Raw genomic sequence first — 24,097 nt, 5'->3', positions numbered from 1 at the left:
TTCCAGATGTGCCTTCCGGCTTCGGCATCCCTCTAAGTTTTATGACCACCCTCAGTTTTACGTTTTTCATATTATCCCAAGGCTACGTCCAATATCATCATAACAGCGAATCCGACCATCAAACTCATCGTGGCCAGCTGCACATGCCCTTTCTCCTGTGAGCCAGGAATGACCTCTTTTGCCACCACAAATATCATCGCTCCGGCAGCAAAGCTTAACGCATAAGGCAAAAGCGGCTGGATAATCACGACAGCCAAAGCACCGACGACAGCCGCGATTGGCTCTACCATCCCGGAAAATTGACCGTAGTAAAAACTTTTCCATTTCGACATCCCATCTCTTCGAAGCGGCATGGAAACGGCCGTACCTTCCGGGATGTTTTGAATTCCGATTCCGATCGCCAACGCAATCGCCCCCGATAAGGAGGCAGTAGAGAATTCTGACGACAAAGCACCGAATGCCACCCCGATTGCCAAACCTTCCGGAATATTATGCAAGGTAATGGAGAAGACCAGCATCGCGGTTCGCCGCTTTGCCGCCTTATCTTTAATGTCTTTAAAATAAAGCTGCTCGTCAATCAACGGCAACACCCTGTCTACCAGCATCAAAAATACTCCTCCGAGTAAAAAACCTGTCACAGCCGGAATTACGGGGGCAATTCCTTGTTCTTCTGCCATCGAGATAGCCGGGGCGAGCAAGGACCAAAAGCTGGCTGCAATCATGACGCCGCCTGCAAATGCGAGCATACTGTCAAACAGCTTTTGATTTGCTTTCTTAGTGAAGAAGACAAAAGAAGCCCCTATCGCTGTGCTGATCCAGGTGAATATTGTCATTATTAATGTTTGCATCACTGGGCTTAATTCAGTAAACCATCCTGTCACAAAGACATCTCCTTTAATACATCTATTCCAAACCAACAAACGGTTGATTTTGACTTGCGCACTTTTGTTTCCCCAAGGAAAAACTCTCACTTCATCAGTGTATGACTCTCTGTTTAAAGTGTCAATCAATTTTCACTATTTTATTTTCTCACCCGAGTAGCGATTCATCCACGGTGGCTTTCTGTCCGGCTGGATGGATAACAAAACATCACCAGGGATCGACTTCCTCTGAGATCGTTCGCGAAAAGCTTTTTACACGAGACTTTTCCAGAACTTTGATAAAAAGAGCAACGCTTGCCTCCGTTCACATGGAATCATTCGCATATGAGCTGTTTTCTTTTTTTCTCATACCATGACAGGGTTCGCACCTTCCAATTTTCGAAGAGTAAAGGAACCCCTGAAGCTGATTTTTCGTATTGGTCCCTGTTTAGAGACCTAACAGCCAATAGAGAATACGGTTCTATTCATTTTGTCTTGATCATGTAGAAAATCAGATCACGAAAACGAACAGAGGCAAGATACGGAGACTCCAACAGGACCAGCACGAGCTGAAAATCCCGCAAGAAAGCGGTTGGTGCTTTCTGAGGAAGTGGAAGCCGTGTCCATGGAACGCGTAGTATCTAGCTGCAGCAATACGTAGCACGCATCAAACATAAAATAATAAAAACCGAACGAATTTATTGACGCTTAATTCGCTCGGTTTTTGCTTTGGTAGTCATGTTTTTGTCCCGTCACTTTGACTTCGTTACGTTTTATAAAGACCGTGTTTTTCCTTCAACGCCTCCGGAGCCATCTTCACCATTTGCTGAAGAATAAAACCGACAACGGCTACATCGTCGAATATCCCGAAAACCAAAAGAAAGTCAGGAATGATGTCAAACGGGAACAAAATATATCCAATGATAAGCACAACCGATATTCCTTTGGTTGCCAATCTTACTTCTTTTGATAAGAAAAAATCCTTTAAAAAAGGGACGGACTTTTTAAAATTGACCAGAAATTTCAACCTGCGTACAAACCTCAACATGTCTGAAGATTTCCTTTCTATATCACTGTATAAGCTTATTCAGTTCACTCGTCTGATAGGAACAGCAGCCGATCATCCTGCTTTAACGGCGTCCCGCGTCCATCTGTATTATTAGTAATAAAGTAAATACCATCGCTGGAAGCCAGTACATCACGAATGCGGCCATACCCTTCGACGACCGCTTCCTGGCTGTTTGCTTCCGGATCGAATTTGCGAAGCGCTTCGCCTCGCAAACTTGCAAACCAAAATGCACCATTTTTGTAATCGATTCCGGATGGTGCCCATGTTTCCTCTCCGGAGTGAATCAGCGGTGTTTCCATTCCTCGCTGTTGATGATCGCCTTCCACTTCCGGCCATCCATAGTTGTTACCCGGCTTAATCAAATTGATTTCATCATGGGCTTGGTCGCCATGTTCTGTTGCATATAAATTACCCTGTTCATCCCATGCCAAACCTTGAGGATTTCGGTGACCCCAAGAATAGATAGCAGATTGTGGATCCGGGTTGTCAATCGGTATGCTCCCATCCTGGTTAATGCGCAATATACTTCCGGACAAGCTATTCCGATTTTGGGCTGAACTTTTATCCGTCGCATCCCCTACGGTCACATACAGCTTATCATCCGGACCGATTTCTATTCTCCCCCCATGATGGACCTGTCCACCCGGAATGTCATCAAGCAACACCCCAGTTTCCATCCAACTGTCCTTTCCTTTTTTCACTCTGGCTACCCTCTGGTAGACATCTTGCCCACTGGAGTAAGAATAGTAAACGAATGCTTCTTTCTCCTTTGTAAATGATTCCGGGAAAGCAAGTCCAAGCAATCCGGATTCGGGCACCTCTGCCAAGGGTTCTTCCAATTCAATCGGTTTTCTTGTTACATTCCCTGCGTCTGAAGAAATTTCCACAATGGTACCTGTCCGCTCACTTATGTAAAGGGTATTTTCTGATTTTACTATTTCCCAAGGTTCTTGAAGTTCAGAGGCGATTGTCTCGACCTCTGGTTCGCTTGATGATTTTCCTGCAGAGTGGCCATTATCGTCTTGATTCCCCTCTGGCTTTTTGTTATCTGAACAACCTGCAGCAATCAGCAAGAATAAGATTGCCGCCCACATTGGAAGTTTCATTTTTTCCCCCTCCACTCGTCAGTCTTTTTCTGTCATACTGCTTCGACTTCCCTACCCGATAACCCTTCCACGAAAAAATAAAACGGAATCAGCGCAAATGGTTTTCTTACTGCTTGGCTTCAAACGTAACTGCACGAGGTAAGGGAAGCAGACTTCAGCGGAAAACGAAGCACCTTGCCGGATAGGCGGGGCAACTATTCATAAGAAAAGGTTAAACACCAGGTTATGATAAAACAAAAACCGAACGAATAATCGTCCGGTTTTTGTTATGGTCACTATGCTATTGTCAGACAGTCTCTTCTTTATCTCAAACTGTTTTTTTCTTTTTCGCTGCTTTTTCCCGTTCATTTTTGTTGAGAATCTTTTTGCGAAGGCGGATGGATTCCGGTGTCACTTCGCAATATTCATCATCGTTCAAATACTCGATCGCTTCCTCAAGGGTCAGCGTCCGCGTTTTACGGATGGTCGCCGTCTGATCTTTTGTAGCAGAACGGACGTTGGTCAAATGTTTTTCTTTGGTTATATTGACAGTCAGGTCGTTGTCACGGTTATGCTCCCCGACAATCATGCCTGCATACACATCTGTACCTGGTTCAACAAAAATCGTACCGCGGTCCTCAAGACCCATGATGCCATACGTGGAGGCTTTGCCATTTTCCAATGCCACGAGAACGCCTTGACGTCTTCCGCCCACTTGTCCTTGCAAAAGAGGTTCATAAGAATCGAACGTATGGTTGATGATTCCGTAACCTCTGGTTTGTGTCATAAACTCGGTTGCATAACCGATCAAGCCACGGGAAGGCACCTTGAATTCCATTCGGACTTGTCCGTTTCCGTGGTTGGCCATGTCGATCATTTCCCCTTTGCGGGAGCCTAACGATTCCATGACAGCACCTTGGTGTTCTTCCGGCACGTCCACTTGGACACGCTCAACCGGTTCACACTGCACGCCGTCAATTTCGCGAATGATGACCTGTGGTTTCGAAAGCTGCAGTTCATAACCTTCACGGCGCATGTTTTCGATAAGAATGGACAAATGCAATTCCCCGCGTCCTGAAACAGTCCAAGCATCCGGCGATTCCGTTTGTTCTACGCGCAAGCTGACGTCTGTTTCCAGCTGGGTAAGCAAGCGTTCTTCAATTCTTCTCGATGTAATATACTTTCCTTCCTTGCCGGCAAAAGGACTGTTGTTGACCACGAATGTCATTTGCAGGGTTGGTTCGTCGATTCGCGGAATCGGCAAGGCTTCCTGCTGATCCTGCGGGCAGACGGTTTCGCCGACGTTGATGTCTTCCAGTCCTGCCAAAGCAATGATGTCTCCCGCTCTCGCTTCTTCGATTTCGATCCGTTTCAGACCGATGAACCCGAACAGCTTGGTGACACGGAATGATTTGACAGAACCGTCTTTTTTCATCAATGCCACCTGTTGGCCTACCTTGATGGAGCCACGGAAAATCCGGCCGACCCCGATTCTTCCTAAATAATCGTTATAATCCAGCAAGGTAACCTGGAATTGCAATCCTTCATCCGAATTATCGATTGGCGCCGGAATATGGTCCATAATAGTAGAGAAAACGGGCTCCATCGTTTCTTCCTGTTCTTCCGGTTCATTGCCGGAGGTACCGTTCAATGCCGAAGCATAAACAACCGGGAACTCCAACTGGTCGTCATCTGCGCCAAGCTCGATGAACAAATCAAGCACTTCGTCGATGACTTCTGCCGGACGGGCATTGGGCCGGTCGATTTTGTTAAGGACGACAACCGGAGTCAGTTTTTGCTCCAATGCCTTTTTCAATACAAAGCGCGTCTGCGGCATACAGCCTTCGTATGCATCGACCACAAGCAAAACACCGTCAACCATCTTCATGATCCGCTCTACTTCACCACCGAAGTCAGCGTGTCCCGGAGTGTCCAAAATATTGATACGCGTGTCTTTATAATTAATAGCCGTGTTTTTCGCTAAGATTGTTATACCACGTTCTTTTTCCAAATCGTTTGAATCCATCGCACGTTCGTCGACCTGTTCATTTTCGCGAAAGGTACCAGAATACTTCAACAGCTGGTCCACTAACGTCGTTTTTCCATGGTCAACGTGGGCAATGATTGCAATATTGCGAAGATCTTCTCTTAATTGCATAATGAATATACTCTCCTCTTTTTGTATCGAATTCAACATTCCGACTACAACCAATCTATTGTAACACAAACACAAAGAAGATGGTATACCATTCCCTTTCAGCGAAATATCTAAAAGTCTCTTTCGCGTTCCATTATAAATGGATGGAAAATAATGCACCGCCGTTCTCAGAGGTGCCGACAGTTATACGTCCGCCCGATCGTTCAATGATCGCCCGGGAAATCGCCAATCCGAGACCTGTTTCTCCGCCTTCTCCTTTGACAAAACGGTGGAAAAGATGGGGCATGAGGTCTGCCGGTACGCCCTCTCCGTCATCCGCTACTCTGATAATCACACCCCCGGCTTTTTCGACGCTGACCTTTACCGCAGAATCAGCGTGCCTGATTGCATTGGCAACGATATTCATCATTGCCTGCAACAGCTTTTCTTTATCGACTGTCAGGGTCGCATCTTCGATGACGGATGTTTCCAGCTTTACATTTTTCTCATTGGCCAGCGGCAAAGCCCTCTCCATCGTTAGTTTGATTAAATCAGCAGCTTTTATGTTTTCTTTCCGATAAATATTTTCTTCACTATCCAGTTTTGCCAACAGAATCATTTCATTGATGATTTTTTTCAACCTGCCGATTTCCGCGATCATCACATCGAATCCCCGTTCGGATTCCTCCTGCTCAAATACTCCATCTCTTATTCCCTCGGCATAACCTTGGATGGTCATCAGAGGTGTCTTCAGTTCATGGCTGGCATTCTGGAAAAATTGCCGTTGGGATTGAATATAACGTTCCAATTCCTGAGCCATTTCCATGACGCTTTCTTCCACCTCTTTGATTTCGCCACTGGCATTCACCGATTGAATTTCGTTGAATTGCCGTTTTTCGATTTTCTTGACCTGTTCCTTCAATCTTGTCAACGGCGTCACCAAACGGTTGGTCATGTAATAACTCAATAACACTGCCACAATGATTCCTACAGCAAATACAACAAGCAAGATGCCGATAAAGTTCCGCTGGACAGCCTGTAAATCATTGAGCGGCGTCACCAGGATCAATTCCCAGGCTGGGAAACGCGGGGAAAAACTCATCCTGGATACCACATATCGCTCGTTTCCCGCTTTCCATAATGGCTGTTCGTTTTGTGATAAGTCGTAGTTATTCACCCAGTTTTCCGCCACATCACGGGGCAGGTTGGTAATAATCGTGTCCTCCGAACCACCACTGCGGTAATAAAAGATCCCCTGCAGCTTTAAATCCTCCAACAGTCCCGATAACTGTTGCATATTGAGACTCGGAGATTCATTGATCATCCCCGTGATAATCCGCCCGTTTTTTTCAAGCTGGGTCTGTTCATTGTGAATCAGCAAATTCAAAATCAAAGAGTAAATGGTGAATGCGGCAACAGACATGATGACTACCAGTAATGTGGTGAATGCGATGTTGAGCTGGGACTGGAGCTTCATTCCGATTCCTCTTTCTCTATTTTAAGCCGGTACCCGTAGCCCCACACCGTTTCGACCGGAAGTCCGTCTATCTTTTTCCGCAGCCGTTTAATCAAATCATCGACGGCTCGGTCGCTGCCAAAGTAGTCTTCTCCCCATACTTTGGTGAGCAATTCTTCCCTTGAAAAAGCACGGTTTAGGTTGGTGATAAAGATATTCAAGATTTCAAACTCTTTAGCGGTTATTTCCACCTCTTCCCCCTCCCAGAAGACAAGTCTTTCATCTGGATAAAGAACAAGGCCTCCAGCTTGAAGCTCCTTCTTTTCACCCGCTTTTTCCGGCCGGGTCCTGTCTACACGTTTGAATAGCCGTTTGATCCGGGCCACCATCTCTCTTGGACTGAAAGGCTTTGTCAAATAGTCATCGCCACCCAATTCCAGTCCGAGAATTTTATCCAACTCTTCATCCTTCGCCGATATAATGATTATCGGCACTTCGCTTTCCTGCCGGATGGTTTTGCATAATTCATACCCATCTATCCCCGGCAGCATAATATCGAGGATCCACATATCAGGGGGATCGGTTTTCCATATAGTCAACGCTTCTTCTCCGCTTTCCACTACCCTTACCTGGTAGCCATCCTTTCTTAAATAGGCCGAAACGATATTGCGGATGTTCACGTCATCTTCCACTACCACAATGCTGTGTTTCATCCAAACGCCTCCTTACTCGTTATATTGTCGCATATATCCGCCGGTTGTCGATTCCCTTTTGATCATTCCACACTTTTTACACATTTTTACCAAAGGACTGCCGAACCCTCTGCTTACAATAGGAAATGTAGACGCGAAAGCAAAAAATCCTTCCCCGATAAATAGCATAAAAGAAAGGTGTGATTTTACATGCACGAGAATGAACACGAGCATGATCACCAACACAGTCAAGAAAGTGACAGGCAGCTATACATGGAAAATGAGCAAGATGCCGACACACGGCCGGGTAAACAACCAAACGAACCGGAGAAAGGTTCCAGTTCAAACAAAAAAGGTTACTTTGTCAGCGGAATCACTGGTGGATTGATTGTCGCCATCATTGGCTTGTTATTAATCTATACCAACATTCTACCACTACAGTCGTTGAATTCAGAATCTCAAAGTGCGGACACGCAAACAGGTTCAGAATCGGCAGACAGTGATAACGTCACCCTGACGGCAAACACGTCGGACGACCCAGAAGTAGAAAGTGCACTTGAAAAATCTGCTTCAGCTGTCGTAGGGGTTTCCAACTTACAAAAAACAACGGCGAATTTTTGGGAACAAGCAGATGATACCCAGGAAGCCGGAACAGGCTCAGGTGTCATCTATAAAAAAGAAAACGGCAAAGCCTATGTCGTCACCAACAACCATGTCATTGAAGGAGCCAGCGAAGTAGAAGTTTATTTACAAGACGGGAGCACGGTCAGCGCCAAAATTCTCGGTGCCGATGAATTGAGCGACCTGGCAGTATTGGAAATCGACGGCAGCAATGTTGATACGGTCGCCACTCTCGGTTCTTCCGATGACTTAAATGTCGGTGAAACAGCGATTGCCATCGGAAACCCGCTCGGAATGGAATTTGCAGGCTCGGTAACGAAAGGGATCATCAGTGGACTAGAACGTTCGGTTGAAATAGATTCCAACCAAGATGGTGTGGCGGACTGGACAACAGAAGTCATCCAAACCGATGCTGCGATAAATCCGGGCAACAGCGGTGGAGCGCTGGTCGATGGAAATGGAGAGCTAATCGGCATCAACTCGATGAAAATTGCGGAAAGTGCTGTAGAAGGAATCGGCTTTGCCATTCCGATCGATACAGCAAAACCGATTATCGAACAGCTTGAAGCAGAAGGTTCTGTCTCCCGTCCATTTGTCGGGATAAGCGCCATGGATTTGGCCACTGTTCCAAAGCAACATAAACAAGAAACACTGAACCTGCCAGAAGACGTAGAAGAAGGAATCGTCGTTGCACAGGTACAAACTGGTTCGCCAGCGGAACAAGCAGGATTGAAGAAATATGACGTCATCACCCATATCAATGATCAGGCGATCGGTTCGATGCTTGATTTGAAAAAATACCTTTACGATGAAACAGAAGTCGGCGACCAGGTAGATGTCACTTATTACCGAGATGGTACAAAGCAGAACACCTCGCTGACCCTGAGCGAGCAGGATGAACAAGCCTGATAACAAACAAACCTCGGCGGACACCTCCCCCGAACGCCGGGGTCTTATATAGATAGTCCAGTCTGTTTTAAATGCAGGCTGGCAATTGTAATGATCCTCCTCTTTTTGAAAAATCGGCATCTGCTTTAGAAGCAGATGCCGATTTTTTATACAAACTTATTTTTCCATTTGCTTGAGGATTTTCCTCAGAATGCCCAGACACACAACAATCAATGCAAACAAGAGGACAAACTGCAATATCACCAGCGCAAAGTTATTATCAACATGGCCGGCCAGCCACTGGCCACCATAGTAAAAACAAACAAAAGCCACGACGGCTTCCATTACAAACAAGAAAACAGTTCCCGCGATTGCAAGCGGGTGCGAGCTACGGATCGTCTTTCTATGTTTGACGGCCAAATAAACCAGGCTGAGAATAAACAGCAACAACAAAAACAAACTGCTCACGGTAGCATCCCCTCCGGAACGGAATCGTTTTATTCATTTTCCCATCGCTCTCCGGCATCAAACACCGATAATTTGATACAATGAAAAAAGCGCAGATTTGCTTATCCTTCATACCGATTAATGCCTTTCAGTCATTTACAGAGCTGGAAGTACAGATTCAGTTACCTTTTCCATAACGAAAACAGGGGGAGAGACAATGGAAATAAATCAAATCACTGACAGAGAACAAGCTCCTATGGATTTATTGTTATTGGCAGATCCAAATCAACAGATCGTCGAGAATTACCTGAAAGATGGACATTGTTATGGTGCCTATCAAAGGGGATCCCTGATCGGAGTCTATGTACTGATCAATAAATCATCGGAAATAGCCGAAATTGCCAATATCGCGGTCCATCCAGATCGTCAAAACGAAGGAATCGGCCGCAAACTGATCGAGCATGCCATTAAGGTAGCTGAAAGCATGGGGTTCGAACATATTGAAATCGGAACCGGGAATTCAAGTCTCGGCCAACTTGCTCTGTATCAAAAGTGTGGTTTTTCCATGCAAGCTATTATCAAGGACTTTTTCACAGACCATTATGAGGATCCGATAGAAGAAAATGGAATCATTTGCAGGGACATGATCCGGCTATCCAAGCAGTTAACCTGAAATAGATTAAATAAGGGGGAGTTACATTGACTATACAATACGCAATCGGTGAACAGGTATTGAGCAGGGAACTGGCAGAGGTGTTTGCGTCCTCCGGGATAAACCGCCCTTATGAGGATCTGGAGCGGATGGGGAAAATGATCGAGCAAGCAGACTTACTGGTTACAGCACGGGATAATGGTAAGCTGATCGGCATTGCCAGAGCTTTGACAGATTTTTGCTATTGCTGTTACTTGTCAGATTTGGCAGTCGATAAGCAGTACCAGCATCAAGGCGTTGGAAGCCATTTGGTTTCCCGGGTGCAGACGGAAATCGGTGAAGGAACAGCTTTGATTCTGCTTTCTGCCCCTTCGGCAATGGAATACTATCCTAAAGCAGGTTTTCAACAAGCCAACAACGCTTTTCTCATACCTAGAAAAAAATAGGGATTTCTTATAAAATCGCAAAAACCGAACGCTGAATCGAAAGTTCAGGATTTCGATTCAACGTTCAGTTTTGTTATGGCCACTAAGCTTCCAGGTCCTCGCTGTGCCCAATTCCCTCGATAAAAAGCAACCACCCCCGGTTTCGGGGGTGCAGCTTTTCAGTCGCTTTTGCCTTTCATTCTAATCATAAAGGATGGAGTTTACTTCGTTTTCGTCGAGGTAGTCTTCGTATTTTTCGTGCGCGGGGTTCACGCCGCTGAATTTCCCATCGATATCGGCTGTCAAAAAGTTTTCGATTTCTTCCGCAGCACTAACAAGCTCGTCAGAATTGAAAAACATATCCTCATAATCCTTTTCTGTGTCGTAAAAGTCGGATGGGCTTTCGGAAGATCCATACTTTGCAACCCGCTGCCAGGAATCCTCTGCATCAAAAATAGTGGATTCTTCTTCCTCTACTTCTGTCTCCATTTCGTTGACACTTGGGTGGAAGACATCTTCTTCTGCCGGCCGGTCGTTGGAAATATCATCTTCGGCGTGTTCCAGGCACCGTGTGGTGGTCGGCATCGCTTCCAGTCGTTCAAACGCAATGTCTTTGCCGCACACTTCACAAACACCATACTGCCCATTTTGTATCGCAGCCAAAGCATGGTTGATATCTTTCATTTCCCGTTCTGCATGATCATTCAAGGCTATATCCTTTTCCCGTTCAAAAAGCTCTGATCCATGGTCGCCAGGATGGTTATCATAATTCGATAGCTCTCCCATTGATTCCTTGATCAATTCATACTGCGTTCCATAGTGGTCTTCAAGATGATCGGCCAGGTGACGCTTGCGTTCTGTTAACATCTTCTCACACTTTTGCACTTGTCGTTGCGTTAGCACATTATCGCCTCCTGCAATGAACGATCATGCAGAACAGTCTTAGTATATCCGAAAACAAACCGCCAACCAGTCAAGATTATGGAAATTCGTCAAGGACTACCGGCAGGGGACTGACCCCCACTGTGGTACCATATTACTTCGGTAAAGTGGTGAGCAGCATGTCGACGTGAGGGATTCCATCGTCTAGATAGACATCGGATATTTCGTTAAAACCAAAGGAGGCATAAAAGTGCCTCAGGTATTCCTGACCCTGGATTTTTATGGCCGCTTCCTGCCACTGATCGGTTATATGGGATATTGCTCTTTCCAATAGCTCTCTGGCATAACCTTGTCTTCGGTACTGCTTATGAACCAGCACCCTGCCGATGGAAGCCTGTTCGTACACCGTCCCTTTCGGAAGCAGACGTGCATAAGCCACAATTTTTTCCCCATCCTTGCAGAATAAATGGTCGGCACTATCATCATGTCCATCCAGCTCATGGTATGGACAACGCTGTTCAACGACAAAAACATCGACCCTTGTTTTAATGATGGTATATAATTCTTTTGCATCCAACTCACCAAATGACTTGCGAATCCAGTCCATCTAAATCCTCCTTGTTTAGCATGCGGCAAGACAGCAAAGTATATGTGTACAGTATAACTTTCTCCAATGCCATCAAATTTGTAAAGTGGGAGGTTTTGGACAAAAGCGGAAGCGCCTGTTTAAAGGAGTACAGGCTAAAGCCGCCACGCCTGCATGACCCACATCGTTTGAGCCTCCGACAAGCTTAAGGACGGCTCCGTCGTGGCGCTTTTTTGCCATACAAAGGGCGGTCTTAAGACTTCGAGTGGGTAGGCGCAGGAGCTGGACTCGGCTGTTTCAGCCAATCATTATCCACAGACAATGTCCTGGTACAACGAAATAGAAAAATCCCTCACTGATGAACAGCAGGGATTTTCCTCCTATTATAAATCGTCAAAACCATTATCGGTGTAATTTACTTTGGTATACTGTCTCGACTTCTGTTCAAAGAAATCCGACTTGCCCAGATCCACTTCTTCATATGCTTTTATCCAGCGGAGCGGATTTTTGGTTATTTCCGGATACGGTTTTTCATAGCCAAGCTGTTTACAGCGTGTATTGGCATAAAACTTAATATAATTTTCCACGTCCTCCAGCAAAATGCCATCGATTTTGTTGCCGATTATGTGGCGGGCCCATTCCGTCTCCAGATGCACCGCTTGCTTAAAGGTGTCTTGTACAAATGTTTCCAATTCCTTTGTGTCATATTCTGGATGCTCCGTGAGCACTTCTTTGAAAATCCGTACAAACAAATCGACATGCAGCTGTTCATCGCGATTGATGTAATTGATCATCGTAGAGGTGGCGACCATCTTTTGATTCCTTGCCAGATGATAGAAAAAGGCAAAACCGGAATAAAAGAACAGTCCCTCAAGTATTACATCGAAAACAACGGATTTCAGCAGATTATCTACCGTCGGTTCTTCTGCGAATGCCCGATAACCATCGGTGATGAAATCATTGCGCTTTTCCAAAATGGGCTCCGTCCGCCAAAATTCGAACACTTCGTCCTGCTCCTGTTTGGATACAAGGCTGGATAAGACATAGGAATAAGAGTGGTTGTGAATGACTTCCTGCTGAGCGAGAATGATCATGAGAGCATTCAGACTCGAATCCGTTAAATAATCCGCAACCTTCCCGGCATAATCAGTTTGGATACTGTCTAACAAAGCCAATAATCCGATTATTTTCAAAAAAGCGTCCCTTTCCTCGTCAGACAATCCCGGAAATTGCCGCATATCCTGCGACATGTTGATTTCAAAGGGGGTCCAAAAATTCGAAAGCATTTTTTTATATTTCGGGTATGCCCAGGCGAATCGGACATCATCCCAATTGAGAATATTGGAGCTTTTCCCGTTGATAATACTAGTAGAATTGTTCGGTGCAGTCTTGTCCATGATATTCCGTTTATTCAGTGATACAACCATTGTCGATCTCCTCTCCTTAGCTGGAACATGATTCACAGTCGATCAATTCCGATGATGTCGACCGTAAATAATAGGTTGTTTTAAGCCCCGATTCCCAGGCATCCAAATGAAGGCTCAGCAATTCTTTGGCCTGGACGGTGTTCGGAACGTATATGTTGAAGGATACACTCTGGTCGATATGCTTCTGTCTGGCTGCGTTCTGTTTGATACTCCAGTGCTGATCGATAAAATAAGCCGATTTATAATACCAGGTGGTATCCGCGTTCAAATCAGGAGCGGTCACAGGAATTTTGTAATCCTTTTTCTCCTCCGCATAAAACTTCTGGAAAATCGGATCAATACTGGCGGTGCTCCCCGCGATAAGAGATGTCGAGGAATTCGGTGCAACTGCCATCAAATAGCTATTGCGGATTCCATGCTCCTGAACCTGTTTCTGTAAGTCGGACCAATCGTAGTCCGAATCCGTATCAGCGGTATAACCCTTATTTTCGAAGTATTTTCCGGTTTGCCAGTCTGAACCTTCAAACGCAGCACAAACACCTTTCTCTTTTGCCAGTTCCATGCTGGACCGGATTGTCAAAAATGCTATTTTTTCATACAGCTCGTCCGCATAGGCCACCGCTTCTTCGCTTTCCCAACGTATCCCCTTCAGTGCAAGAAGATGATGCCATCCAAATGTTCCAAGCCCGACTGCACGGTACTTTTGATTGGTGAGCTGTGCTTGTAAAACCGGAATCGTATTCAAATCAATTACGTTGTCCAGCATTCTCACCTGGATAGGAACCAATCGTTCCAGAACGCCTTCCGTCACCGCCCTGCCCAAATGGATGGAGGACAAGTTGCAGACAACAAAATCACCGGGTTGTTTATTTACGACGATTTTCCCGTCGACGGTCTGCTGTTCTTCTACCACGGTCGGGCTTTGGTTTTGCGTGATTTCCGTGCAAAGATTGCTCGAATAAATCATGCCGAGGTGGCTGTTCGGATTATGCCTATTGACTTCATCCCGATAAAACATGAAGGGACCCCCGGTTTCGAGCTGGCTTTTCAGAATCCGTTTCATCAAGTCAATCGCAGGGATTTCCTGCTTGCTTAAATGAGGGTGCTGGACACATTCCCAGTATTTTTCCCGGAAGCTTCCATCGCCCTTCGACTCGTCAAAGTAGTCCTCGAGAGAATACCCCATAACCGTCCGCACTTCATGGGGGTCGAACAAGTACCAGTTCTCTCTGGCTTCCACCTGCTCCATGAAAAGGTCGGGGAGACAAACTCCCGTAAATAAATCGTGGGTCCGGAGCCGCTCATCCCCATTATTCAACTTCGCATCCAGAAAAGAAGATATGTCTTTATGCCAAATATCCAGATAAACACAGATGGCCCCTTTGCGCTGACCGAGCTGATCGACACTAACCGCTGTGTTGTTCAACTGTTTCATCCATGGCAAAACACCTGACGAAGCACCGCTGAACCCTTTTATCGCACTGCCCCGGCTGCGGATTTTCCCCAGGTAAACACCGATTCCCCCGCCATTCTTGGACAGGTTGGCGATATCGGTATTACTGTCGAAAATCCCCTGCAAACTGTCATCCACTGTGTCAATAAAGCAGCTGGACAGCTGACCGTAGCTTTTTCCGGCATTGGAAAGCGTCGGAGTAGCCACCGTCATGTACAGATTGCTCAATGCCCAATACGCTTCTTTAATCAAGTCTAGCCGTTTTTCTGCCGGTTCATTTTTCATCAATGTCATACAAATGATCATGAACCGTTCCTGCGGCAGCTCATACACCTTGCCTTGATAATCTTTGGCGATATAACGGTCCGCCAAAGTCCGGAGGCCGATGTACGTGAACATGTTGTCTTTGTCAGGATCGATCGTCTGTTCCAGTTCCTTAATCTCCTGTTCACTATATGTATCAAGCAGAAAGCGGTCATAAATGCCGATGTCCGTCAAATGACGGATGACTTGTCCAAATGGACCATATTTCCTGCCAGGATCGTACCCTCTGTTCTCGGCTGCCTCCTGGTATAACTGCTGCACGTATAAAGCCGCTGCTGCATAGGTCCAATCCGGTTCATTTTCGTCCAAGTTGGCCAGCGCCTCCAAAATCAACTGGTGGATCCATTCATCATCCGGCAGCCATGGTTTTTGCTCCAGTACTTTGTCACCATGCTCAAATAAACCTTGAATATCCAAATCCGGAAAGCGTCCGGTCAGAACCATTTTCATTTTGCTCTTCCAGTCATTCTGTTTAACTTCTGTTTCGATCATTCCTTACTCCTCCTTTTATCTAAATGAACACATGGGACCAGTTTCCTTATAGATGTCTGGCCTTAACAAGATGTTGAATTCTCCTAAGAAATTTTGTATCTCTCTTCCTGTAAAAGGTTTTTTGAGCATACAAAAAATCCGTCCATGGGACATGGACGGATTGAAAACGACAGTAAATGTGGCATAAACAGCCACTTCTTCCCTATCGTTTTCACTCCCCAGTCCCCGAAGAAATGAAACGCTACAAGAAAAGGCAGGTCTCCTGACTCGTGCTTCTTCCTACTAGAGACCTTCCCAAACCGACGCCGTGAAGCAAAGCGGTTTAGTGGAACTTCTCGTTCGTCCACACTTACAGTTGCGGGGACAGTTCCGGTTTTTCACCGGATTCCCTTTTAAGACAAGGTGTCACCTGATCTTGCATAGAATCAACATATAGTATTCATTTTAGACAACTAAACAATATATTGTGTTAATTAAGACTTTATCACAATCATTTTTTTCTTGCAATCCAAATAATTCCCCTATTTTTCTTTCACTCGGAACAAAGCCTGACATCACGCGATAAATGCTGGATTAAAAAATTTTTTGTCGAAGTATCGAGTTTTTTCAGGAAGGATTTTTTTCTTTTTTATCGAATTATTAACTAATTATGGACTAAGTAACAGAAAGGAAGGGTGGATATGACCCTGGCAAAAGATACAACAACCATTGGCTTTGTCGGTACAGGTGTCATGGGGAAAAGCATGGCTGCCAACCTGATGGAAGCCGGTTTTACCTTGAACATATATACACGGACCAAAACAAAGGCAGATGAACTCTTGGAGGCTGGAGCCGTTTGGAAAGAAAACGCAGCTGTCCTTGCGGCGGATTCAGATGTGATCATCACCATCGTCGGTTATCCCGCTGATGTCGAAGAAGTGTACTTCGGTGACAGCGGCATTCTTTCTCACGCTAAGCCCGGCAGTTATGTCATCGATATGACTACTTCCAAGCCCAAGCTTGCTGAAAGAATTCATAAAGAAGCAGCGAAAAAAGGAATCGAAGCTGTCGATGCACCCGTGTCGGGTGGCGACATCGGGGCCAAAAACGGTACACTTGCAATCATGGCCGGCGGGTCTGAAGCTGCCTTTCAAGAGCTCAAGCCGATTTTCGACGTGCTTGGCAGCAATGTTGTACATCAGGGGGCAGCCGGCTCTGGTCAGCACACAAAGATGAGTAACCAGATTACAATTGCTTCGAATATGATCGGTGTGTGTGAAGCAATAACGTATGCAGAAAAGGCAGGTCTTGATCCTGAACGCGTGTTAAGCAGCATCTCTACCGGGGCTGCAGGAAGCTGGTCGTTAAGCAATTTGGCCCCCAGGATGATTGCTGGTGACTATGAGCCGGGATTTTATGTCAAACACTTTATTAAAGACATGAAAATCGCCCTGGAGTCTGCTCAAGAAATGGGGCTTCTCACCCCTGGATTGGAGCTGTCCCTGTCGCTGTATCAAAGGTTGGCAGAATCTGGCGGCGAAGATGACGGAACGCACGCATTGATCAGATTGTTCAGAACTTAATAAAAAAGAACCTGGGACAAAAGCATCGTGTTCCAAATAAAAACCGAACAATGACACCATTCCTTCGGTATTTTTGATGAGCAAAAAGCAAAACGTTCTACCTTATGAAAAGTGCAACTCTCCACTCCGGCAAGGTACTTCGCTTTCCGCGGGCACGGCTTCAGCTAACTTGGCAAAGAATACCGCTTTGCCAAGTGGATCTTCAGCTCGCGCTCATCCCGCCGGAGTCTTCATACCTTGCCTCCGTTGGAAGTCTTCTGGTGTGATTTCCGTTTTGCCTATTGCCTTTACATAGAAAGCTGAGCTGTATGGAAGTCGCCTTTTTATGCTTTTGTCCAATCTCTAAAGAATAAAGGACCCCCATGCTGATTTTTCGGCTTCGTCACTGTTTAAATACCTATCAACCAATAGAAGAATACGGTTTATCTTGTCTTGATCATGTGGAGATCAGTGCACAAAAACGTAGCGATTCGAAGCACGCATCAAATAACAGGATAAAAGGAAGTTTATCATCCAAATAAAAACCGAACGAATCGGTTTTTGCTTCGGTGGCCATGCTTTTGTCCGGCCCGCTTTTAATCGTTCTCCTGCTTCTTGCGCTTTTCTATTTCCCGACTGACGATGAAAGCCAGGTCATCATTTCCGAATAACTGCAAAACATTCAGCACGGTGGTGTCGGGAATTGGCTCCGACTCCTGTTTCGGCACCGTCAGCTCCAGCGTCTTTTCCAACTCTTTATTGTTCCCCTGCTCCGGATAGGCTTCCCGGTAGAGCTCTTCAGGCTGCAAATCGTTATTGACACACCATTGAGCAAAGACAAGAATCATCATGTTCTCGTCCTGCCGATATTGCTCGATAATTTTTTCTTCCATCTCTTTTTTATCCATGTCTTTCACCTCATTCCTTTTGAAACAAAAACAGCCACATAAAGCTCAGGGCCTGTTGCAATTCTTCTGTTAAACCGGCTGTCGTCTTTTCGGTGACACCTTTTTTATAAACTCCTTTTCCACTGATGGTGGTCCAGCCGATTTCCTCTTCAACCAGTCTTTTCAATTCCCACGGCATCATCGTGTTACAGATTACCTTGTTTCCGTATAGCCTGGAAAAACTATTGTTCCTCGGTCCTGCGGTCGGTCCCAACAGACCGATACACACGCTTCCCTCCGACTTCAAAACCCGGTCCAGCTCCTGTAGGGCATTCAGTGGATACTCTGTCCATTCCAGTACATTGATGCCCATGACGGCATCGAAGCTTTCGTCTCCAAACGAGAGATGGATGATATCTTCCCTCAGAAAGGTTATGCCCTCCCCTGCCATGTGCTTTGCCTTTTCAATCATCTCTTCTGATAAATCCGTTCCTGTCACTTCGTATCCTGCCTGCTTCAGCTTATAGGAACCATAACCATCTCCGCAGCCAACATCCAACACGGAAGCACCCGCTGGTAAATAGCGCTCCAGAAATGGAATAATCGCTTTTCTGCTGCCGGTATCCCACATATTTCTGCTGTTTTGACTCCAAAAGGATGCCCGTTCATCCCACTGCTTTCCTGCCTCTTCATGCCAGTCAAACGTCTTATCAGCCATATTGCTTCCCCCTCCGTCATTTAACCGATCCCCATCATATGAATATCCCCTCTATTTTAGCGTTTTTCCTCCAACAAAAAAAGCGCATCGACCGATGCACTTTTTTACGTAGTGGCAGATTATAAAGGCTGGACGTTAGACGCCTGCGGACCGCGGTCGCCTTCGACAATATCGAACTCGACTTCCTGGCCTTCATCAAGCGTTTTAAAACCTTCAGTCTGGATGGCTGAGAAGTGTACGAATACATCGTCGCCATCTTCTCTTTCAATGAATCCGAACCCTTTATCGGCGTTAAACCATTTGACTTTTCCTGTCATGAAAAAAACCTCCTTCTTACAATAATGCGGGTAAAGGGGCACAAAGTATTTCTAATTCCCTTACCTTCTTTATTGTGAAAGAAATGGGAAAGAATTATTCAATTCCCATTTCCTTTTCTTCATTTCCTCGACGATTTTCATTCTAAACCGGAAATTGAGAGCGTTTATTACCTTTAAATACAAGTTGATTTTTCTCTTTAACCTCTGTTAAAATATATGCTTGCAAGAGACAATGTTATATAGATTCCACCCTACATTTATATCTTGCAAATATGCGACCCGATGTTAACAAGGGTAAATAAGTATTATTTCAAGATAAAAATTAACGTTTTACTGCTGTTTGTTTTATTAAAGCGCAACAATAGTGTTTAATGACAGATAAATAATTTAAGGTCTTTTTGTGGTCAATATGGTCAAATTGTGGTCAGCAATTTGCTTTATGGCCACTCTTTTTATATAATTAATAGAACATACGTTCCTATAAAGGAGTGATTACATGGTCCAACTAAACGATCGCGGAAATATAAAATGGGAAGCATCCAAAATGATGCTGCCGGAACATCAAGCTATGCTGCAGGCCTGGTACGAATCCGAGGAAGATGTAGAAAAGCCTATCCTGTCCGATGACCAGGTTTATCAAATTGAGCGCACCTTACATAAGGCTATGGCTTCCGGCGCTCTGGTCGATATACAGTATTATGAAGACATGCGGATTAGAGTCATTGACGGTCAAATCCGTGGCATAGTAATGGAGCAGCTGGAAGTTGAGACTTCGGACGGGATTGATTATTTGATGCCGAGTGAGATTGTGGATGTGTCGATTGGTTGAGCAATTAGCTGAAGTGTAATAAGAATATGGACTTGTATGCATTTTTTTATGCGGTATTTCTTAACACTCCAGAGTATTGTAGAACATTGTTATAAAAGAGAACATACTCAGGTATGTTCTCTCAAAACAAACTATTTATTATTATCTTTAACACTTGCATTATATATGAAATTAATGACTATGATATAAAATACCATGCCCTATTTCTAGTGAGCAGTTTTGGATATTTGTATTTATCCAATCCTGATAATGATGTAATCCCTGGCAGGGTCCCATATCTCCAATACTGACACATCCATAATCCACCATTGCCTTGTCACAATCACTACCTATGAAATTTCTGAATGCTTGGTAAGTACTTGATGAGTAATAAGTTTCGTCTTGACTAATACCTGGTGCATCTCCGTTAAACCGGTTACAATGAACAAAAGCGCCAGTTCGTCCTTTCTCTCCAATTTCATCAATTTGATGATCCCCAGAAATAGGATCGTTTAACAAAATGGTCACCTCATCATTCTGTTCTGTATTTACATTGTTACTATCATGGTGGCCCATATTCCCGTTGGAGCTTTCTTCCATTTTTTTATTTTTGTGATTCTTGTCCATAGAGTCTATAAATTTTTTAAAATTCCTTTCTTTAATTAATTCTAAATCAATAGTTTCTCCTTCCTTTATATTAATTTTCTTAGTTATACAAGATACCCCATCTTCAAATTCGACAATATATTTTCCTGGCTCCACATCTAAATTAAATTCTCCATGGTCATTTACTGTAACAGGTTCACCATTTATTTTAACTAAACCATCGATTGCAGGGTAAAATCTAGAGACTTTTTTATTTTTATATTCTACATTTTCCACTTTATTTTCTATGTCCTCCAATTTGTCTCCAAATTCTTTATTCTCCTCATCTGTAAATTTTTGAGTCAAAGATACTCCTGCAACTCCACTAACAGTCGCTGTACCACTACTTTCAGCTGCAAGAACTTGAAATGGATTGTTTGCAACTAACAATAACAGCACCATAATCAAAAATAAGTACTTTCTCACCTTCATAAAAACATCTCCTTTTAAATAGTGTCAGTACTTATTTCTACAAAAATAGGTATTTTCCTCCTTTTTTTAAAAAAAATCCCAATTATTATCGGAAATCATATTTATCTCTTAAAATATTTAATTTAATTCCTTCATTGTTTTTCTTAACATTATGCAATTGAACAGTGTTTTCATTTAGCCATTCTATTTCAAGATCGTTACCGCTTGGTGAAATCCAGAATATATTTTTTACAAATTTCCCATCCTTATATAAGGACCCAATATATGAATATTCAAAATAGGCCATAGGACCTTTATAATAATAAACCTTAATTGAATATTCATTGTTTTTTGGATCAGACTCATATACAACTTGATTATCTGAAACGTCTATTTGTTCAAAATTAATAGGCCCCCATATAAAGGATCTAATCCAAAATAAAAAAATACCTAAAATCAAAATTAGGATAATTTTAAACTTGTGTTTTTTAAGTAAATTCATGCTCTGCCCTCCAAATCAGAGATTACCATGTTTTAATTGTAAAAACATGGTATAAATATATTTTTTTACATCTATTTAAATTTCAGTCTAGTTGTAATTTTTTTTATAATCAACCTATCTTGTTAAAAATGATTCTTTGTCTTCATTGATTCTTTGATTTTTAACAGAAGCGAATAAACACTGGCAAGAAAAGAATAAAGAACGCTCTCGTTACTTTGAGGGGTAGGTCTGGCGCACGTGGTTTTATCCGCAACAAAGCAACTTTGGATGATATAGAGTAGCTTCGGCAGTTACTAAAGGAATGTGTGGAACAACTAAAAGGTGAAGGTAATACAGAAGAAACTAAATAAGCCCCCACTAAGGAGGGCTTTTTCTTTTGACTTTTTATTACAACTTTTCGCTATTAAGTTTCCGCTGTAGTGCTCTTACCATCATCGATGGATCACTGATAATACCATCAATTGGCGTACCGAGATACTGTTGAAGCTTCCTCACAGTATTGGGCCCAAGATATCCATCAGCATTTGCACCAATTAATTTCTGTAAGGCTTTGATAACCATGCTTCCGCCTTTGCCGAAGGTAATACCGCTGACAATCATCTTGGTTACACTGTTGTGCAACTGATTACTAATCACACCATCGACAACTGTGCCAAGTACCTCCTGCAATACCCTAGTTGTTTGCTTGCCCCACACACCATCAACTTTAAGTTTAGGATTGTCTTTGCTTTTTTTAGCTGTGGCAGACCTAGTTTTCTGCTTCTTGGCAGGCTTATGCTTAACAACCTCACCAGTCTCCGTGTCCTTAAAATCGACATTAAAATAGCGCGTGATCGCTTTGGCATGGATCCGCGCTACCGCTTCAACATATTCGCTTTGCTTACTACCGAAAATCAATTCAAATTCTTCACTGTTTGTCATAAATCCATTCTCCGTCAGAACCGCTGTCATGTTTGTCTCCCGGCAAATGTGGAGATTAGTCCAACTGTCTGGATTAGATGCATGCAAACCGTTTCCGTGTGTACTGTAACCTGCTACCTTTACTTCCTCTACAAACAATTCCGCCAACCGCTTAGAGTCTTCAGCAGTGTACCAGTAGAAAGCACACCGGCCACTAGCATCTTTTCCTCCTGCATTTGCATGGATAGACCATACCAGGTCAACGCCCTTCTCGTTGTAATAATTGGTCCGTTCAGTCAAGCCAACCTCCGAAGAGAACGGCTCCTGGACCATCAAGGTATCAATGTTGTTTGCTTGTAGCAGCTTATCCAGTTCCTGGGCGACAAGAGAATTGAAGTCATGCTCCTCATACACCTTGCCATTTTTCCTAACGCCTTTCCCTCCTGTACGATTATACGTATCGGAACCATGTCCGATATCGATTGCTACTTTTACCATGCTAACACGCTCCTTTATTTTGTTGTTCCTTCTCGTTTGTTCACTGCCAATTCGAACAAGCCAGTCCCGGCCAATCCAGCAAAGCCACCGGCCCACAGTCTCAATACAAGCTCCAGGTCCGTAAACGGATAGGCAGCTGCGCCGATAACAATGCCGGCCACAAAGCTTACAGACGGTACAATGTTTTTTGGAATAGTCACTGTACGCTTAGCCAGTTCCACCAAGGCCGTCACGATTGGCAAAATGACCGTTGCAAAAATCAATACGTCTTCCATGTTCTCACCTCCTTATTAGTCAATTAAAAAACCGACTACCTGGGGGGCAATCGATCTTTGATATCCTTTAACTCATTTATAACGACATCGTACTTTTCACTGAACTTTTCCAATAAGCTTTGCAATCTCATCTCTCTAGCCTGATTAGCCTTCATGACATATATCAACAACCAAACAAAAAGAGCCGCAAACGGCCCTTGAGTTAAAAAATATTGTAATACCGTATCCACGGTAATCTCCTCCATTCTAATGACCCTCCCCCAATAATTTGCCTCTCTCTAAAAATATAAAAAATACGCCAGAGTTATCTAGCGTATAATTTTTAATATGAATTTTTGACTTGAATATTAAGCAGTATTGTTATTATTAGCGATACTACAAATGTCTTAATTGCAAAAGAATGAATGGAAAGTAAGAACTTGCCAATCTCACCATAGGGACTACTCATATCTACTATGGTGTTACCGCCACCTGGAATGGGAGCTTTTAAATCTACTGTTACATATTTAAATAAAACTACTATTCCAGCAAAAACTGCTATAAGAATGAACAGACCTTGTGCTCCTTTTAGCAAATTAACTCTATCCAAAAAACCCCTCCTACCTTTATTATCTATATTATTTTAGCAACCCGTATTTGGCAATGATACAACAATACAAGCATAAAAAATACGACTATTCGGCGATAATCAAATCTTCGCGGCCCTCGGCGATTAAAATGGCATCAACGTCCGGCTTAAGCACGTCTGGCACTCTGTTATAGTCCCATTTGCCACGGATAATGTAAGTTGCAAATAACATAGCCAACATTCACTTACCTCCCATCATTAATTCAGTGAGTTCCATTAGAGCGATGGCGTTAAGCTCTTCGTCACTAGGCTTGTTTTTTTCTTCCTCACGTTCCTTTATTAATTGTTGTTGATACTCTCCGTCTTTTATTAATTTGTCGTCCACGTACTTGAAAATGACCGGGTTTCTTAGTAATTCATGGCCTTCGTCGACTTCAACCTCTATCTCATTAGGGATGTAGGATGGTCTATCACCATACCCCGTTACCCTGTCGCCATCGAGGAATAGATATATCTTCACCATGTTCCCTC

The 24,097-nt window shown here is 43.9% G+C and carries 27 protein-coding genes and 1 riboswitch; of the genes, 5 read left to right on the top strand and 22 right to left on the bottom strand.

Features of this window, described 5'->3' with window-relative positions; all coding sequences use genetic code 11:
• Positions 1-71: 71 nt before the first annotated feature.
• The 6 genes from F6X55_RS18040 to F6X55_RS18015 form a co-directional block, all read right to left on the bottom strand.
• Positions 72-881, bottom strand: coding sequence for a ZIP family metal transporter (locus F6X55_RS18040; RefSeq protein ID WP_235162426.1), 810 nt, complete (start codon positions 879-881; stop codon positions 72-74).
• A gap of 745 nt (positions 882-1,626) precedes the next feature.
• On the bottom strand, positions 1,627-1,908 hold the full coding sequence (locus F6X55_RS18035) for a YkvA family protein (RefSeq protein WP_153465174.1): 282 nt from the start codon (positions 1,906-1,908) through the stop codon (positions 1,627-1,629).
• 44 nt (positions 1,909-1,952) lie between these two features.
• The gene (locus tag F6X55_RS18030; protein WP_153465172.1) at positions 1,953-3,035 is read right to left on the bottom strand and encodes a PQQ-dependent sugar dehydrogenase; all 1,083 of its coding nucleotides are present in this window, start codon (positions 3,033-3,035) and stop codon (positions 1,953-1,955) included.
• Between the two features lie 307 nt (positions 3,036-3,342).
• A complete protein-coding gene (typA, locus tag F6X55_RS18025) occupies positions 3,343-5,172 on the bottom strand; it encodes a translational GTPase TypA (protein WP_026571391.1) in 1,830 nt (609 codons plus the stop codon).
• A 133-nt stretch (positions 5,173-5,305) separates the two neighbouring features.
• A complete protein-coding gene (locus tag F6X55_RS18020) occupies positions 5,306-6,628 on the bottom strand; it encodes a sensor histidine kinase (protein ID WP_026571392.1) in 1,323 nt (440 codons plus the stop codon).
• A complete protein-coding gene (locus tag F6X55_RS18015) occupies positions 6,625-7,320 on the bottom strand; it encodes a response regulator transcription factor (RefSeq protein WP_153465170.1) in 696 nt (231 codons plus the stop codon). The genes F6X55_RS18020 and F6X55_RS18015 overlap by 4 nt, the downstream gene beginning before the upstream one ends.
• A gap of 189 nt (positions 7,321-7,509) precedes the next feature.
• Between F6X55_RS18015 and F6X55_RS18010 the strand changes: the two genes are divergently transcribed.
• Positions 7,510-8,829, top strand: a complete 1,320-nt coding sequence (locus tag F6X55_RS18010) for a S1C family serine protease (RefSeq protein ID WP_153465168.1) — start codon at positions 7,510-7,512, stop codon at positions 8,827-8,829.
• 156 nt (positions 8,830-8,985) lie between these two features.
• On the opposite strand, the gene F6X55_RS18005 is transcribed toward F6X55_RS18010, so the two are convergent.
• Positions 8,986-9,276 carry a hypothetical protein gene (locus F6X55_RS18005; RefSeq protein ID WP_026770907.1) on the bottom strand — a complete coding sequence of 97 codons (291 nt, stop codon included), beginning with the start codon at positions 9,274-9,276 and terminating at the stop codon, positions 8,986-8,988.
• Positions 9,277-9,472: 196 nt separating this feature from the next.
• Here F6X55_RS18005 and F6X55_RS18000 point away from each other — a divergent pair, with 196 nt between their 5' ends.
• Together F6X55_RS18000 and F6X55_RS17995 are read left to right on the top strand one after the other, a co-directional pair.
• Positions 9,473-9,928, top strand: coding sequence for a GNAT family N-acetyltransferase (locus F6X55_RS18000; RefSeq protein WP_026571396.1), 456 nt, complete (start codon positions 9,473-9,475; stop codon positions 9,926-9,928).
• A 26-nt stretch (positions 9,929-9,954) separates the two neighbouring features.
• Entirely contained in the window at positions 9,955-10,353 is a 399-nt protein-coding gene (locus F6X55_RS17995; RefSeq protein WP_026571397.1) for a GNAT family N-acetyltransferase, read from the top strand.
• 180 nt (positions 10,354-10,533) lie between these two features.
• Here the strand turns inward: F6X55_RS17995 and F6X55_RS17990 are convergent, their stop codons facing one another.
• From F6X55_RS17990 to F6X55_RS17975, 4 genes are all read right to left on the bottom strand, one after another.
• Positions 10,534-11,235: a TraR/DksA C4-type zinc finger protein gene (locus F6X55_RS17990; RefSeq protein WP_026571398.1), complete on the bottom strand. Its 702-nt coding sequence runs from the start codon at positions 11,233-11,235 to the stop codon at positions 10,534-10,536.
• A gap of 133 nt (positions 11,236-11,368) precedes the next feature.
• Positions 11,369-11,821: a GNAT family N-acetyltransferase gene (locus F6X55_RS17985; RefSeq protein WP_153465166.1), complete on the bottom strand. Its 453-nt coding sequence runs from the start codon at positions 11,819-11,821 to the stop codon at positions 11,369-11,371.
• Positions 11,822-12,183: 362 nt separating this feature from the next.
• A complete protein-coding gene (locus F6X55_RS17980) occupies positions 12,184-13,227 on the bottom strand; it encodes a ribonucleotide-diphosphate reductase subunit beta (protein WP_026571400.1) in 1,044 nt (347 codons plus the stop codon).
• A gap of 16 nt (positions 13,228-13,243) precedes the next feature.
• Positions 13,244-15,496, bottom strand: coding sequence for a ribonucleoside-diphosphate reductase subunit alpha (locus F6X55_RS17975; protein ID WP_026571401.1), 2,253 nt, complete (start codon positions 15,494-15,496; stop codon positions 13,244-13,246).
• 235 nt (positions 15,497-15,731) lie between these two features.
• Positions 15,732-15,924, bottom strand: a riboswitch (cobalamin riboswitch).
• Between the two features lie 252 nt (positions 15,925-16,176).
• On the opposite strand from F6X55_RS17975, the gene F6X55_RS17970 reads away from it, so the two are divergent.
• Positions 16,177-17,058 carry an NAD(P)-dependent oxidoreductase gene (locus F6X55_RS17970; RefSeq protein WP_153465164.1) on the top strand — a complete coding sequence of 294 codons (882 nt, stop codon included), beginning with the start codon at positions 16,177-16,179 and terminating at the stop codon, positions 17,056-17,058.
• A 575-nt stretch (positions 17,059-17,633) separates the two neighbouring features.
• Here F6X55_RS17970 and F6X55_RS17965 read toward each other — a convergent pair.
• The 3 genes from F6X55_RS17965 to F6X55_RS17955 form a co-directional block, all read right to left on the bottom strand.
• Positions 17,634-17,945: a hypothetical protein gene (locus F6X55_RS17965; protein WP_026571403.1), complete on the bottom strand. Its 312-nt coding sequence runs from the start codon at positions 17,943-17,945 to the stop codon at positions 17,634-17,636.
• 10 nt (positions 17,946-17,955) lie between these two features.
• The gene (locus F6X55_RS17960) at positions 17,956-18,642 is read right to left on the bottom strand and encodes a class I SAM-dependent methyltransferase (protein ID WP_026571404.1); all 687 of its coding nucleotides are present in this window, start codon (positions 18,640-18,642) and stop codon (positions 17,956-17,958) included.
• Between the two features lie 119 nt (positions 18,643-18,761).
• A complete protein-coding gene (locus F6X55_RS17955) occupies positions 18,762-18,959 on the bottom strand; it encodes a cold shock domain-containing protein (RefSeq protein ID WP_026571405.1) in 198 nt (65 codons plus the stop codon).
• Positions 18,960-19,455: 496 nt separating this feature from the next.
• Here F6X55_RS17955 and F6X55_RS17950 point away from each other — a divergent pair, with 496 nt between their 5' ends.
• A complete protein-coding gene (locus tag F6X55_RS17950) occupies positions 19,456-19,788 on the top strand; it encodes a YolD-like family protein (protein ID WP_153465162.1) in 333 nt (110 codons plus the stop codon).
• A gap of 171 nt (positions 19,789-19,959) precedes the next feature.
• Here F6X55_RS17950 and F6X55_RS17945 read toward each other — a convergent pair whose 3' ends face one another.
• The 8 genes from F6X55_RS17945 to F6X55_RS17915 all read right to left on the bottom strand — a co-directional run bounded on the left by F6X55_RS17945 (position 19,960) and on the right by F6X55_RS17915 (position 24,086).
• Positions 19,960-20,844: a hypothetical protein gene (locus F6X55_RS17945; RefSeq protein ID WP_153465160.1), complete on the bottom strand. Its 885-nt coding sequence runs from the start codon at positions 20,842-20,844 to the stop codon at positions 19,960-19,962.
• An 85-nt stretch (positions 20,845-20,929) separates the two neighbouring features.
• Positions 20,930-21,325: a DUF5412 family protein gene (locus tag F6X55_RS17940; RefSeq protein ID WP_153465158.1), complete on the bottom strand. Its 396-nt coding sequence runs from the start codon at positions 21,323-21,325 to the stop codon at positions 20,930-20,932.
• A 387-nt stretch (positions 21,326-21,712) separates the two neighbouring features.
• Positions 21,713-22,723, bottom strand: a complete 1,011-nt coding sequence (locus F6X55_RS17935; protein WP_153465156.1) for an N-acetylmuramoyl-L-alanine amidase family protein — start codon at positions 22,721-22,723, stop codon at positions 21,713-21,715.
• Between the two features lie 14 nt (positions 22,724-22,737).
• On the bottom strand, positions 22,738-22,998 hold the full coding sequence (locus F6X55_RS17930; RefSeq protein ID WP_153465154.1) for a holin: 261 nt from the start codon (positions 22,996-22,998) through the stop codon (positions 22,738-22,740).
• Between the two features lie 35 nt (positions 22,999-23,033).
• The gene (locus F6X55_RS17925; protein WP_153465151.1) at positions 23,034-23,243 is read right to left on the bottom strand and encodes a BhlA/UviB family holin-like peptide; all 210 of its coding nucleotides are present in this window, start codon (positions 23,241-23,243) and stop codon (positions 23,034-23,036) included.
• Positions 23,244-23,320: 77 nt separating this feature from the next.
• Positions 23,321-23,587, bottom strand: a complete 267-nt coding sequence (locus F6X55_RS17920) for a hypothetical protein (protein WP_153465149.1) — start codon at positions 23,585-23,587, stop codon at positions 23,321-23,323.
• An 85-nt stretch (positions 23,588-23,672) separates the two neighbouring features.
• The gene (locus tag F6X55_RS20350; protein WP_272914953.1) at positions 23,673-23,807 is read right to left on the bottom strand and encodes a CD1375 family protein; all 135 of its coding nucleotides are present in this window, start codon (positions 23,805-23,807) and stop codon (positions 23,673-23,675) included.
• Positions 23,808-24,086, bottom strand: a complete 279-nt coding sequence (locus tag F6X55_RS17915) for a hypothetical protein (RefSeq protein ID WP_153465147.1) — start codon at positions 24,084-24,086, stop codon at positions 23,808-23,810.
• Positions 24,087-24,097 lie beyond the last annotated feature (11 nt).

The organism is Sediminibacillus terrae, from assembly GCF_009602435.1.
In the GTDB taxonomy this organism is placed as follows: Bacteria; Bacillota; Bacilli; order Bacillales; family Amphibacillaceae; genus Sediminibacillus; species Sediminibacillus terrae.
Note: the sequence above shows the minus strand (reverse complement) of the source record. Positions and strands in the feature narration are given on the sequence as shown.